The sequence below is a fragment of the Paenibacillus sp. FSL L8-0340 genome, from assembly GCF_038593145.1.
GTDB lineage: Bacteria > Bacillota > Bacilli > Paenibacillales > Paenibacillaceae > Paenibacillus_AQ.
Genome location: NZ_CP151967.1, coordinates 2,157,541 through 2,173,217, shown reverse-complemented (window position 1 = coordinate 2,173,217; position 15,677 = coordinate 2,157,541). Strand labels below are relative to the sequence as shown.

Here is a 15,677-nt window from a genome sequence, read left to right as displayed (position 1 = left end):
GTTCATCTGTGTACTCTTCATCACTTCGTTAAAAAGGTTTCGTAAAACTTTAACTCGGCATCGTAAATATTGCTGATTCGATCCGGCAATTCGGCGAATTGTTCAACTTTAAACTGGTTGGAGTATACATATTTGCCCACGATCGCTCTAATCATGCTCCACTCATTAGTAATACTCTGCAGGATGGCACTTAAAGGCTCCTGCTCCATCTGCAAAAGCTTCAGCTTGTAGCTCTCCGCTTGTTTCGCCAATATGATTGAATTCAGCTTATCGAGTTGCTGTGCAGCATGATCTAAAGATATGTGCGCTTGCTGCATCAATCTCCCATACAACAGCTCCGACACTTCCAGCAGCTGGTCTAGACCTTCTGTAATTACATTCATATTTGCCTGAATGAGTTCCTGGTATTGTTCCGCTTCGCCGGAAATCATGGAAGCAGCTTGATTCAGCTTATAAAATTCATAGTAGGAATCCAGCTTCATTTGTCCTTGATTGAATTCATGATCAAATTCAATATAAGCCCGCTCCAAATCTTCCATCCGAATTGTTTTTTTATCATAGGACAGGTTCTCCATCTGCAAATGTTCAATAATATGAAAATGGCCGGTACAATCATTATATCCATGAACTAAGATAGTGTGTGGCAAATGCTTCTTCAGAAAAGTGTCTTTGCGAACCGGCAATTCGTAACAATCAACCCATAGTACGACAGGTCTCCCCATGTCTACTGCACTCTTAATTTTGTCAACGACCGTTCCGGCAAACTGTTCCTTCTCGACTGCGATTCCAAGCGCTGCAAGAGCTTCAATAAGACCCTTATTGCTTCTGTAAGAGATTCCGCAAAGAGTGCCTTCCCCTGCCCGGGCCGTTTCATACACAACCCAATCGTTAATCAGTAACGGCAATATACTAAGCTGAAAATGCCGTATAACCGGAAACAACGAATTATACAAGCAGCTTTGATAATAGATTTCGTTAAAAGGTTCTATCGGTTCAATGATTTTTGGCATCCCTTTTTCCCCGCTTTCACTTCAAGCACGCACTCAGTCCTCAACCTTAGAATTCGAGTATTCCAGAGTTTCCGCTATTTTCTCAAGCGTCCGGTCCCGTTCAATATTTAATTGGTCTACCGCCACACCATGCTTTTCCAGCTCAACCTCCACCCGGATAAGCAATAAGGAGTGTCCCCCCAAGTCGTAAAAATTGTCATCCACCCTCATCACATCACGTTCGAACAGTTCTCCCCAAATGCTTGCCAATAATTTCTCAAGTTCGGTGTATTCACCGGATTCTCTTCCTGCCAGCTGTACAGTCTTGAAGGGCTGTTGTTCCTGTAGCTGTCCGTTTACAGGCACTTGACTTGCATGTGCAGAGTTCATCTCCCCCAGAATCACTCTGGACCGATTCGAATCCAGGATTTGGTCAAGCGCAGCCAGCGCGGCACGAGGTGAGATATGGCTAACCAGATTGTCGCTTTCTTTGACGCCGTAATTAGCAGCCATGCCGACTTCCTTCCAGGCCGGCCAATTGATAGAACAAGCCGTCAACCCTAAGCCGGCTCGGTAGGCGGCGAAGGAATCCATAAACCGGTTGGCAGCCGTGTAGTCCCCTTGACCCGTTCCCCCGGTAAGTGAAGCAAGCGACGAGCACAGCACAAAAAAGTCCAGGTCATCGTCCTTCGTAAGCAGGTGTAAGTTCCATGTGCCCGTTATTTTAGGAGACAGGACCGCATCCATTTGCTCATGGGTTCTTCTGAACAGCATACCGTCTCCTGCGATGCCTGCCGCATGGAAAATGCCATTAATATTTCCGAGGCTGGCTCTAATCTGCCGGAACAGCATGTCCATTTGAGCGAAATCGGAAACATCCGCACTGTAAGAATGTATGGAAGAACCCAGGCTCTCCATTTCCTCTATGCTCTCAACGATGCGTTTACGTTCAGGATTATTCCCCGCTTTAATGGAGCTCCATTCTTCACGGCTTGGCAATGGCGTCCGGTTTATGAGGACCATGGAGATTTGCTGTTGTCCCGCCCAATGTTTGGCCACCTCTAAACCAATTCCCCCGTGTCCTCCTGTAATAACATAGACGCCATTGCCCCGAACGCCAACGGCTTCGGTTGTTCTAAGCTCCGCTGCCTGAATGCTTTCGATGTATCTGACACCGTTTCGGAATGCACATTCTGCCGCTTCTCGGATTGGGGATAAAATCACCTCAAGTACAGGAGGTTCAATCGTTTCGTCCAGATCAAAGCTGCGGGTGTACAGGTATGGATGCTCTTGGTGAATCACCTTCGCCATCCCGAGCACTGCGGCGCCGACCGGATGAATCTGTTGCTCTTCTCCTGTCACGGCATTGGCCCATCGGGTAAGCACGGTAATCACCGCTTCTTGCCTCCGCTGCTTCTTGAATAATGCTTTCGATAAAGAAACCAAGCTGTAGACGCTGCGAGCGAGACGCTCCTGCAGCTCCAAGGTATGGTGCGGCAGCCGTTCCTCGGGCTCAAAGGCATGGATGATATGCCCAACCTTGCCTACTTGCTCAAGTAACAGGAGATAGTCAGCATCATTGCCCGAAATCACATATTCACGATCCGTTACTTTGCTGTACCGGGAACCATAATAAACTTCAATATAATCCCGGTCTTGTCTTTCCAGACATGTACGGATCTGGCTGGACAGCGGAGCTGTTGTCCGGAAGAACACCGTTTTCCCGTCAATGGGTTCCGTTCGCTTGTCATCCATGTCCCGGCGTACCCATTCCGGCTGATAATAGTGCCCCGCTTCCTGCAAAGATGGTAAAGCTTCGCGTCTCTCAACCAGTTCTATGTGCTTCTCCGGAATGCTGATCCAGCATCTGCTTTTCGTATAGCTGTAGGTCGGCAAACTGACTTTATAATAAGAACGGGCCGGATATAACAGTTTCCAGTTCATCTCAGCTCCTTGTATATAAGCCTGAGCGAAATCATGAAACGTTCTTCCCGCATCGGACAAATCCCTGCTAATATTGGTCAAAAGTTCTTTGACCTGCTCGGCAGCGGAACCCGTCGCAGTTTCAGAATCCGGCCAGGTGGCTTTGTTAGTACTGACGTTATGGCTGCCGTAATAAATATGATGCTCTTCCATCGTAACGAATGGGGTTTTAAGAAATCGCTCCAATTGCTGAAGTAGTTCTTCTATGCTGCAAGCCCTCAGCACCAAGCGGTGAGCGTAGTGGCCTCTCCCCGTGTTAACGGTATAGCAAATATCCCCGATTCTATATTTGCTGACAGAACCCGATAGGAAATCTATATATCTTCTCACCATATCTAACAGGTTCGTTTGTTCCATAGCAGATAAGGTAAAAATATGATGTAAATGGTCAGGGGAAGTCTCTGTTCGTTCAGGTGCCTCCTCTAATACCACATGGCAATTCGTTCCGCTTAAACCGAACGAACTTACCCCGCATCTTCTTTTTGCACCTGGTGAACGCTCCCACCGGATTAACTGGTCTGCCACATAAACGGGCGAATCAATAAACGATATATTAGGATTAGGCACTTTAAAATGCAGCATCGGCGGAATTTTTTGATGCTCTAAGGCGAGAACCGCCTTAATAAATCCGGCGATTCCCGCTGCATGATCCAAATGGCCGATATTCGTCTTGACGGAACCGACGGCGCAAAATTGCATCTTGGAGGTATGCTTGCGGAAAGCATTATTTATTCCTCGGATTTCGATAGGATCTCCCAGCTTTGTTCCCGTACCATGGGCTTCCAGATAGGAGATGGATTCAGGATCGATTCCCGCATCCTGCCATGCCCGCAGAATAACCCGCTCCTGAGCGGCCGGATTCGGTGCTGTGAGTCCTACCGAGCTGCCATCCTGATTCCATGCACTGCCCTTCACGACCGCATAAATATGATCATGATCGGCCATCGCTTGATGCAGAGGCTTCAGCAGAACAGCCGCGACTCCCTCTGCACCATTCGTTCCATCCGATTCTGCATCGAAGGTTCGGGTGTACCCGACTGAGGATTCAATTCCCATACTGTAGTCATTCGACTGACTGGCCGGTAACATGACAATTTTGACGCTTCCCGCTATCGCAGTATTGCATTCGCCTGCGCGGATAGAGCGGCATGCCAGGTGAAGTGCAGACAAAGAGGAAGAGCATGCAGTATCCACCACACTGCTGGGGCCTTTAAAATCAAATATATAGGAAACCCTGCCGGCGATAATCGATTTCAGGTTACCTGAAGTTGTCAGACCCACAAGCTCTGGTGCGGACATTTGCGCAAATGCTTTGTATTCATTGGGCCCGTCGCTCGATAATCCGACAAATACTCCGGTTTCGCTGCCAGCTAGCTCCCTTCCTCCGTACCCCGCATCCTCCATGGTGGCATAGACAGTCTCCAGAAAGAGCCTTTGGTGCGGATCCATTAACTGAGCCTCGATAGCCGGCAGAGAAAAAAACTTATAATCGAACGTGTCGATGCTGCCAAGGTAAGAAGCTTTCTTAAATTCCTGATGAGTGATGCCGCTTTGCTTCAGTGCATCTGTAATATCTTTTTGGCGTGCTTGCGGAATTTCTTCAACCAGACACTTTCCTTCAACCATACTATCCCAAAACTCATTTGTATTTTTGGCGCTCCCAATTTGGCAGGACACACCAATTACTGCAATATCCTTACTTGAGATTTGTTCAAACTTGATATTCTCATTCGTTAATAACACTTCGGAAGTATCGAAGTCGACTAGTTTTTTTTTCACATTGCGCCCTCCAATTTGAAACCTGCTCTGATGTATAACAATCCGTAGAACAGAAGAGAAGGACATTCGCTTGTCTTCTCCTCTCTTCTCCTGTTCATTTCACGTCTCTTACAGACTGGCCTTTTTTTCGCATTGTTCCAGCATTTTAGCCAATAAGCTTACGAACTGGCGAAGCAGCCTCTCTACAGACGCTTGTAAAATCCTGCCCTGGTTGTACTCACATGTCATGGACTGGACAATGCCAGCCTCTCCACAATTGAGCACGAGATCAAACTGCTTTGCAAAGCCTGACGGCAATAGGTCAGCGCCTGTAAATGCACAAAGGATTTGGCCTTCTTGCGGCTCATAAGCAGCATACTTCACCTGTTCCCAATGAAATCGCCCTTCCGTTTTCAGGTATCCGTCTACTATTGCAAAAACTTCCTCCAGCTCTTCAGCTTCCCGGAACGAAACCTCAACCCGGCATACATCGCCGCCTTCTATCAAGCAAGGCAAAGTAACCGTTTCTGTCTGTGCGTATTCCGACATTAAATAGGCAAAAGCGGTCAACAGCACAGACATCTTTTGAATGCTGTAGTGACTCGAAATGCGTTCCAAGCTTTGACTCGTATGCTCCGAGAGCTCAAAGCGCAATACATCGCCCGGAATGTAGACTCCTTGCCCGGCCATACCTGACGTTGGGAATGCGAGGGGGAGGTGCTTCCATGTAGATGCTTGTTTTTGCGCATGAACCGTTTCGATATACTGAGCCAATTGACGCACATTCGGGTTTCCGAACAAATCCGCTACAACAAGTACGCCCGGATACTTTTGCTGTAACTTGGCATATATATCTACAATCCGCAATGAGTTTCCACCCACATGGAAGAAGTTATCCATAACCCCAATGTCGTCTTTGTGAAGAACCTCTTGCCATACTTTCAAAATTTCAGACTCAATCTCAGTAGCAGGCGGCAGTTTTTCTTCTTGATCATCCAAGACCACATCTGGAACAGGCAGAAGTGTCCGGTTCACTTTGCCGTTATTATTGAGCGGAATATAGTCCAATTCCACAAAATAGGACGGGATCATATAGTCCGGCAGATGTCTGGACAGGTGAGCATGTATTTGGGCTACAGTCAGCGGCATGCTGCATACCAGATAAGCGCATAGATATGCCTGCCCTTGCTCGTCCTTCCGGTCGACTACGACAGCTTCACGGATATGCCCATGCGCCAGAAGGCGCGCCTCGATCTCTCCGCATTCGATCCGGTAGCCGCGGATCTTCACTTGGTGGTCGATCCGGCCCAGGTACTCCACGTTGCCGTCCGGCAGCCATCTTGCTAAATCTCCGGTCCGGTACATCCGCATCCCCGGCTCGAACGGGTTGTCTACGAACTTCTCCGCCGTCAGCTCCGGCCGGTTGTGGTAGCCACGGGCCAGACCGTCACCCGCGATACACAGCTCGCCCGCGACGCCTATCGGCTGCAGCTGCCGGTTGTCACCCACAATGTACAGCCGCGTATTAGCGATCGGTCCCCCGACGCTCACTGTCTGGTCGGAGGTCGCTTCCCGCACCGCGGACCAAATCGTGGTCTCCGTCGGACCGTACATATTGAATAGCGCAGCCTTCGATTTGCTTTGCAGTTCAGCCAGCAGATCGTCCGTCCATGCCTCCCCGCCGACCAGTATTTCCGTTACGCCTTCAAACCACGCCACGCAGCCCGCCGACAGCAGCATCTTCAGCCGCGACGGTGTCATCTGCACCATCCCAATGCGCTGGCGTTCGATCAGCGCCGCCAGCTGCTGAGGGTCCTTCTGCTGTTCTTCGCTCGCCGCCACGATCCGCATGCCTTGCGTCAACGCCAGCAGCGTCTCCACCACCGAGATGTCGAAGGACAGCGTGGTCGCAAATAAAACCGACTTCGCCGGGCCGAAGGGAATCACTCTCGTCATCCCTGTGATGAAGTTAACCACCGCGCGGTGCTCAATCATCACCCCTTTGGGGTTCCCGGTCGTCCCCGAGGTATAGATCACATACGCCAACCGCCGGGAATCCGGCGCAAGCGGCAGGTTGGCCTCGGACTCTGCTGGCCCTCCAGGCGTCAACCCGATAACCGTGCCCTCAAATCCGCAGGAATCCAGGCCAGGCTGGGTCAGCAGCACCGCCGCGCCGCTGTCTCCGAGCATATACCGGATGCGTTCGGCCGGCAGCGCCGGATCAATCGGCAAGTACGCCCCGCCGGCCTTCAGGATGCCGAGCATCCCGGCGATCATGTCCAAAGAGCGTTCCATCAGGATAGCCACGATACGCTCCGGCCCTACACCCTGCCCGCGCAGCGTCCACGCCAGCTGATTCGCCCGCGCGTTCAGCTCTGCATAGGTCAGCTGCTGATCCCCGTACACGGCCGCCACCACATCCGGCGTCTTCTCCACCTGGGCTTCAAACAGCTCATGGATCGTCGCTTCCCGCGGATACGCCGCCGCTGTGTCATTGAACGCATGCAGCAGTTGTTGCCTCTCTTCCATCGTCACAAGCTCATACGAGCCAATGCTTGCTTCCGGCTGACCGGCCATTTGCGACAAGAGCTGCACGAAGTGCATCAGGTACCGCCCGGCTGTCTCCTCATTGAACAGCGCGCAGCTGTATTCCAGCAGCAGCTGAAGTCCTTGATCGTTCTCCGCGACGTTTAACGTCAGGTCAAACTTCGCCGTCCGTTGGTCAAGCTTGACCGGACGAACGTCAATATCTGCCAGCCCAAAACGCGCTTGTTCCATGTTCTGCAGCACCAGCATCGTGTCAAACAAGGGGTTACGGCTCCTATCGCGCCGTACGTTCAGCTTCTCGACCAGTTCCTCGAACGGGTAATCCTGATGCTCGAATGCCGCCAGCGTCCGCTCCTTCACCTCGCGCACGAAGTCCATAAACCGCGTGTCCCCGGACGGGGCGTTGCGCAGTGCCAGCGTGTTCACGAACATCCCGATTATCGGCTCCGTATCCCCATGTGTCCGCCCCGACACCGGCGTCCCGACCACAATGTCGCTCTGCCCCGTGTACTTGTGCAGCCACACGTTATAGGCAGCCAGCAGCACCATGTACAGCGTCGCTCCGCTTTCGGCTGCGATTCGTTTCAGGGCGTCTGCCGTCTTGGTATTCACTTGAGTGGATACCTGTCCTCCTTCACTGCCGGGCACCGCCGGACGCATCCGGTCGGCCGGCAGCTCCAGCACCGGCACTTCCTCCGCATAAGCCGACAGCCAGTACGCCTCATGCATCTCCATCCGCTCCACCCCAAGCGTACCCTGCTGCCAGACCGCGTAGTCCTTGTACTGGATCCGCAGCGGCGCCAGCTCCCCGCCGGCATACGCCGTCATGAAGTCCGACACCAGTAGGTTCACCGACACGCCATCCGACACGATATGGTGCATGTCCCAGACCAGCCAGTAGCGCTCTGCCGCCAGCCGCAGCAGCCCGGCCCGCAGCAGCGGCGCCTGATCCAACGCGAACGGGCGCACGAAGTTCCGGATGAGTTCCCGGGCCTGCGCTTCCTCCGCCTCCCGGCACCCCCATTCAAATGCCATGTCTTCGTGTACCTGTTGTCTTGGTTCGCCGCCGATCCACGTGAACGATGTGCGCAGCGATTCATGACGGGCGATGACCGAGCGGATCGCTTGCTCCAGCCGATCCGCATCCACCTTCCCGGCCAGTTCCAGGACGCCCGGCATGTTGTAGCGCATGCTCTCCGGCTCCATCTCATGAAGCACGTATAGCCGCCGCTGCGCCGAAGACAGCGGGTACGACGCCTGCGCCGCCGCCGGCTCGATCTTGCCGTAGCCGCTTTCTTTCGTGCTGCGCACATAGTCCGCCAGCGCCTTCACCGTCGGCCGCGCGAACAGCTCCCGCAGCGGCAGCTCCACCGCCAGCCGCTGATGTATGCGCGACATCAGCGTCATCGCTTTCAGCGAGTGACCACCGCGCTCGAAGAACGAATCACCGATGCCGAACGCCTTTATCCCCAGCACCTCTGCGAACAATTCCGCCAATTGTGTCTCCAGCGCATCCCGAGGCGCTTCATGGCTTCCGCTGTGCGCCTCCCGGTCCGGTGCCGGCAGCGCCTTGCGGTCCACCTTGCCGTTGGCAGTCAACGGGATTCCATCCATAGCTACAAAGTAGGACGGAATCATATAATCCGGCAGTTGTGCCACCAGGTGCGCACGCAGCTCAGCTGCCGGAACGGCTTCGCCGCTTACGAGATATGCGCACAAGTACGCCAGCCCTTGCTCATCCTTCCGGTCGACGACGACGGCTTCGCGAATCTGTGGATGCGCCATGAGCTGCGTCTCGATCTCTCCGCACTCGATCCGGTAGCCGCGGATCTTCACTTGCTGGTCGATCCGGCCCAGGTACTCCAGGTTGCCGTCCGGCAGCCATCTCGCTAAGTCTCCGCTCCGGTACATCCGCGCACCCGGCTCGAACGGGTTGTCGACGAATTTCTCCGCCGTCAGCTCCGGCCGGTTCAGATAGCCCCGGGCCACGCCGGCTCCCGCGATACAGATTTCACCCGGCACACCCATAGGCAGTAATCGGCCTTCCTGATCCAGTATATACACCCGAGTATTGGACATCGGTTTGCCAATCGGAACGATCATCATCTCTTCTTTTGTTCCGTCTGCAGGCCACATCGTGGCGCCCACTGTCGTTTCCGTCGGCCCGTACCCATTGACCAAGTTGACGTAAGGACTCCACTTCCGCACAACCTCCTGCGGACATGCCGAGCCTGCCGTGACGACCGTTCTCAGCGAACGGACTTGCTCCGGATGCATCCGCAATAAGTACGCCGGCGGCAAGCTCATTATTGTAATGCCGTTTGTCCGGATGTACTGCTCGAACTCCCCAAGGTGATGGATCACTTCCACCGGCACTATATGCAATTGCGCCCCGCTGCACAGGCTGATCACGATTTCCCAGACAGATGCATCGAACGAGAGGGACGCAAATTGGAGAATCCGGTCACCCCCGGTAACCTGTAGATAATGTTTAAACATAGACGTCAAGTTGGCCACACTCCGGTGCTCAGCCATCACTCCTTTTGGCCGCCCCGTAGAGCCCGAAGTGTAGATGACGTATGCCAGGCTCTCCGGTCCGCTGATTGCCCCTAAATTGCAGCCATATATAATGCTGCTCTCCCCGACATGCATTGTACCGGCCGCAGCGGTTTCGGCCATTGCTGTCATCAGTCCCAGCTTAACTCCATCAAAGGCCGTTTCCGCCAGTAGCGTCTCATCGCCTATCAACCACTGACTGCCGCTGTCCGCCAGCATGTATTGGATGCGTTCGGCCGGCAGCGCCGGATCGATCGGCAAGTACGCCCCGCCGGCCTTCAGGATGCCGAGCACTCCGATGATCATCTCTGCTGAGCGATGCATCAGGATCGCCACGATTTGATCCGGCCCTACACCCTGCCCGCGTAGCGTCCACGCCAGCTGATTCGCCCGCGCGTTCAGCTCCGCATAGGTCAGCTGCTGATCCCCGTACATGACCGCCACCGCATACGGCGTCTTCTCCGCCTGCTCCTCGAACAGCCCGTGGATCGTCGCTTCCCGCGGATACTCCGCCGCCGTGTCGTTGAATCCGTGCAGTAGCTGTTGTTTCTCCTCCGCCGTCACAAGCGATATCGAGGCCACCGGCCGCTGCGCATCCGCCAGCATTTGCTGCGCGATCTCCCGGATGTGCCCTTCCATTCGCCGGATGAATATCCCCTCGTATACCTTGGCGTTGTAGCATAAATTAATCGACATCGCTTCGCCCGGGAATAACACGACGGTTAGGTCATAATTCGTCTGCTCATATACTTCAACGTCACGGATTCCAAACGCAGCCTCGGCCGTCCCGCCTGCTTGGCCAAGCGCTTCGGCGATCGGATAGTTCTCGAACACCAAAATATGGTCGATTAGCCCTTGCTTCAGCGCGCTCATTCCCTGAATCTCATACAGCGGATAATGGCTATGTGATTCCGAGACCAGCGCTGCTTCCTGCACCTGCTGCAGCAGTGCCGTTACACTCTGCTCGGGGGAACTGCTGACCCGTACCGGCGTTGTATTGATAAACAGGCCGATCATCCGCTCGATCCCCGGCACCTCCGCCGGTCTCCCCGATACGACCGCCCCGAATACCACATCATCGCTCTGGTTGTATTTCTGTAGTAGCAGTCCCCAGATCGTCTGCATCACTGTGTTCAGCGTCACCTGGGCCTGGCGGGCCAACCGCTCCAGCTCCCGGGTCATCCCCACATCCAGACGGAAGGCATGCTCCTGCCGCTCAGCTTCTGTTCGCCCTGTTGCCCCTGTCACTCGCGGCACACTCGCCTGTTGCTCATAGTCCCTCAGGTACCGGCTCCAGTACTGCCGCGCCGCCTCCCTGTCCTGCATGTTCAGCCACTGCATGTATCGGCTATACGGCTCCACGGGCCCCAGCTCTATCGGCTGCTTCGTCTGCAACCCGCGATAAATCGCCATGAGCTCCTGCATCAGAATACTCGTGCACCAGCCGTCCATGATGATGTGATGAAAGCTCCAGATGACATGCTGACACCCCTTCTCCCCGATCACAATCGTGGCGCGCATTAGCGCATCCCGGCTCAGGTCAAAGCCCCTTTGCCGGTCTTCCTGCTGGATCGTCTCCAGATCACCTGACCCTTCCCTCACCCGCAGATCGACTTCCCGTTCCTGCAGCACCAGCTGCACCGGCCGCCCTACCTGCTCGCTCACGATCACCGTCCGCAGCATGTCGTGCCTTTCCGTTAAACGGCCCAAGCTTTCCTCGAATACCGCGATATCCAGCGTTCCTTCAACCCGGAACGTAAACTGCTCGAAATACGTCGCAGCCTCCGGGTCCAGCTCAGCGTGAAACAACATGCCTTCCTGCATCGGAGACAGCGGATAGATGTCTTGCACCTTATAGCCGTAGGCTTGCTGCAAGCCGCTCGCTTCCTGCGGCTCCAAATCCGCCAAACTGAAATCGCTCGCGGTCTTCTCGCTGTGCGCCTGCCGGGTGCAGTGGGTGATCAGTCTGCGAAGCTGTTCCGCGTAGCACGCCATCCAGTCCTCCACCGTTTCCTTCCGGTATGTGTCTGCCGCATAGTCGCATGTAAACACGAGCTCCCCGCCGATCACCATCCCGTTCAGGCTCAGCTTGTACTCTCCCGGGAGGTTCGGGTCGATGCTGCTGCCTGTCCCGTACGCCGACGATTCGAATAGATCTGTCGTCACGTCCCGGTCGAACTGGCCCAAGTAGTTGAAGCAGATCTCCGGGCGAAGGTCGAACTTCATCTCCTGTTTGTGCTCCGCGGCTGTCATATACTTCAGCACGCCATATCCCAGCCCTTTGTTCGGCACGCTGCGCAGCCCCTCTTTTACCCGCTTGATGCAGCCCGGCAACGTTTCCGACGCCCCCAGGTCAAGCAGTGTCGGCACGATCGTCGTAAACCACCCCACCGTTCGGCTCACATCCACCGCTTCCCCGATCTCTTCCCGGCCATGCCCTTCCAGGTCCACGACAAACCGATCCTCACCGGTCCATTCCCGCAGCGCCAGGCCCAGCCCCGTCAGCAGGATGTCGTTGATTTCCGTGTAGTACGCCCGGCCTGCCTGGTTCAATAACTGCGCCGTCTCTTCCTGCGACAGCCGGATGCTCACCGCTCCGCCGGTCTCCTCCGCTTCCAGGGGTCCTTCGTCTGCCGGCAGTGCCGCAGCCGGCATCTCTTCTACTCGCTTCCAATAAGCGATTTCACGCAGCTGTTCCTCACTGTCCGCATAGCGCGCCAGGGCCTCCGACCACGTCTGGAACGCGTCCGTTTTCTCCGGAAAGCGGATCTCCTCGCCCCGCTCCGCCTGCTCATAACCGGTCTGCACATCTTCGAACAGGATCCGCCAGGACACCCCGTCCACCACCAGATGGTGGATGACGATCAGCAGATGGTCGCCCTCGCCGGTCTTCATCAGCCCTAGGCGCAGCAGCGGCCCTTGCTCCAGATGCAGCCCCCGCTGCAGCCGCTCGGCTTCCGCCGCAATCCGTGTATCCACCGCGGTTTCCGCGCGCAAGTCGATCACGTCCAGCCCGAAACTCGCCTCTTGAGGCCCGCAGCTCCACTGCACGATGCCCCCCGCTTCTTCCCGGTACCTCATCCGCAGCGCATCATGATGCTGGGCGATCCGTTCAAACACACGGCGCAGGACACCTTCGTCGAATCCGTCCCGGCGATGCAGCATGACCGCCTGATTATAATGGTGCGGCAGCTGCGGCGACCGCTCAAACAACCCTTGCTGGATCGGAGTTAATCGTACTTCGCCTTCGACCGGACGCTGATCGATCTTGTGCGCCAACGTTTGCACATAAGGGCACAGCTCCAGGATCGTTGGATACCGGAACAGATCGCGGATCCCCAAGTGCAGCCCATGCCCCCGCAGCCGCGCGGCGATCTGAACGGCTTTGATCGAATCCCCGCCCAGCTCGAAGAAGGAATCCTTGACGCCCATCCGCTTGATGCCCAGAACCTCCTGCCAAACCGATACCATCAAGGCTTCCTGGGCTGTCCGCGGTGCTTCATAGCCTTTGCTGTACGTCTCCCGGTCCGGTGCCGGCAGCGCCTTACGGTCCACCTTGCCGTTAGGCGTTAGCGGCAGCTTCTCCAGCTCCACAAAGTAGGACGGAATCATGTAATCCGGCAGCTGTGCCGCCAGGTGTGTACGCAGCTCCGGTACTGGAACAGCCCCGTTACTTACGAGATACGCACACAAGTACGCCTGCCCTTGCTCGTCCCCGCGGGCCATGACCACCGCTTCGCGGATCTGCGTATGCGCCAGAAGCCGCCCCTCGATCTCCCCGCACTCAATCCGGTAGCCGCGGATTTTCACTTGCTGGTCGATCCGGCCCAGGTACTCCAGGTTGCCGTCCGGCAGCCATCGCACCAAATCCCCGCTCCGGTACATCCGCTCACCCGGCTCGAACGGGTTGTCGACGAATTTCTCTGCCGTCAGCTCCGGCCGGTTCAGATACCCCCGGGCCAGACCGTCCCCCGCGATACACAATTCACCCGCGACCCCGATCGGCTGCAGCTGCTGCCCTTCGCCGAGAATATAGGCCCGCAGCGTTGGAAGCGGCTTGCCGATGTTGCTGATGCCGCCGCTTGTGATTTCCGCTTCTGTCAGCTTCTTGTAAGTCACATGCACGGTCGTTTCCGTGATCCCGTACATGTTGATCAATTCCGTATGGGGATACTTCCGTCGCCATTCCCGCAATTGGCCCGGCGCCAGCGCTTCTCCGCCAAAGATCACGGCCCGCACGCAGAGCTCCGCGTCCGCCTCTTCCATTTCCCGCTCTGACAACGCACAGAATGCGCTCGGCGTCTGGTTTAGCACCGTCACCCGCTCCTGCCGCAGCAGCCGCACCATCTGCTCCGGGTCCCTCGCCGTCATCAGCGGCACAACAACCAGCTTGCCCCCATAAAGCAGCGCTCCGTACATTTCCCATACCGAGAAATCGAAGCAATACGAGTGGAACAACGTCCACACGTCCCGTTCGTTGAAATCAAAAGCCATGCGGTCATTGAACAACAGCCGCACTACGTTCCGGTGTGTGATCATCGTCCCTTTCGGCTTTCCCGTCGTTCCTGAGGTGTAAATCACGTACGCCAGATCGTTCGGTTTCGTCGCCTGCGGCGGGTTCTCCGCCTGCACCGCCTCTGTTTCTAAGGAAGTTTCTCCGGCATATACCCGGCATCCCGCGAACGGTAACTCCGGGGTCCGAAGCTCGGCGGCACGGGTCGTCACCAGCCACTGCGTCCCGCTGTCCGCCAGTGTATAGGCGATGCGCTCGGCTGGATAGGTCGGATCGATCGGCAAATACGCACCGCCGGCCTTCAGAATGCCGAGCATCCCGACGATCATCTCCAAAGAGCGCTCCATCAGGATGGCCACGATACACTCCGGCCCCACACCTTGCCCGCGCAGCGTCCACGCCAGCTGATTCGCCTGCGCATTCAGCTCTGCATAGGTCAGCTGCTGTTCCCCGTATACAACTGCCACAGCATCCGGCGTCTTCTTCACCTGGTCCTCGAACAGCCCGCGGATCGTCGCTTCCCGCGGATACGCCGCCGCTGTGTCGTTGAACCCGTGCAGGAGCTCTTTCCTCTCCTGATCCGAAACCATATCAATCTGGGCAAGCGGCGTGTTCTTCTGTTCCATTATTAATTCAAGGAAGTAAGCAAGCTGCTGCTTTAACCTGATCAGACTCTCATGGGCATAGCGGCTTGCATCATAATGCAGTACAAAGGAAAGGGCGTCGTCCTTCTTTTGAAAAAATATGTGTATGAGACATTCAGAGAGAAGAGGGTCTATCGTTTGGTGAATGCTGTTAAGTGAAACAATCGTACCGAAACGCAATAAATCGTTACCGTTCATAGGCAGCCCGAATTTCTCGGCTATGTAAGGATGGGGGAATTTCTGATGTTTGGCGGCTTCCGTTAAGCCGTTACGCACCTGGAGCAGTACGTCCCTGAAAGTACTCTCAGAGTCCACTTGAATTCGAATCGGCAATACAGCCGAAGCTACTTCTTCGCTTCCTTTTTTTTTCAGTGGAGGCATACCTACTAATAAATCTGCAAGATTCAGATACCGGGAAAGAAACAACAGCGTTCCGGACATTAAGACCATGAACATTGCCTGTTCCGAGTTTTTAGATAGCAACTCAACTTGATGTAAGGTCTCCTTCGAAAGCTGCTGCTCCACCTGCCGGAACGACGGGCCGGCTATACCGTTCTCTCTGCCTAGGGAGAGGGTTGTCGGTGCGGAGGATTCCGCAAGCTGCTCCAGCCAATAATCAACGGCCTCCGAGTATTTACCGCTGGAAGCCATAAGCCTAACGGTTAAAGAATCCATTGTTGAACCTCC

At 55.3% G+C, this 15,677-nt stretch carries 3 protein-coding genes; all 3 read right to left on the bottom strand.

Annotated features, from left to right (window positions below; all coding sequences use genetic code 11):
- Window positions 1–20 precede the first annotated feature (20 nt).
- Window positions 21–1,010 carry a BtrH N-terminal domain-containing protein gene (locus NST07_RS09510; RefSeq protein WP_341091339.1) on the bottom strand — a complete coding sequence of 330 codons (990 nt, stop codon included), beginning with the start codon at window positions 1,008–1,010 and terminating at the stop codon, window positions 21–23.
- Between the two features lie 33 nt (window positions 1,011–1,043).
- On the bottom strand, window positions 1,044–4,751 hold the full coding sequence (locus NST07_RS09505) for an SDR family NAD(P)-dependent oxidoreductase (protein WP_341091337.1): 3,708 nt from the start codon (window positions 4,749–4,751) through the stop codon (window positions 1,044–1,046).
- A 108-nt stretch (window positions 4,752–4,859) separates the two neighbouring features.
- Window positions 4,860–15,665, bottom strand: a complete 10,806-nt coding sequence (locus NST07_RS09500; RefSeq protein WP_342481433.1) for an amino acid adenylation domain-containing protein — start codon at window positions 15,663–15,665, stop codon at window positions 4,860–4,862.
- Window positions 15,666–15,677 lie beyond the last annotated feature (12 nt).

Bases quoted from the DNA above. Each gene is read 5' to 3' on its own strand.
- NST07_RS09510 (WP_341091339.1), bottom strand. From the start codon at position 1,010: ATGCCAAAAATCATTGAACCGATAGAACCTTTTAACGAAATCTATTAT.
- NST07_RS09500 (WP_342481433.1), bottom strand. From the start codon at position 15,665: ATGGATTCTTTAACCGTTAGGCTTATGGCTTCCAGCGGTAAATACTCG.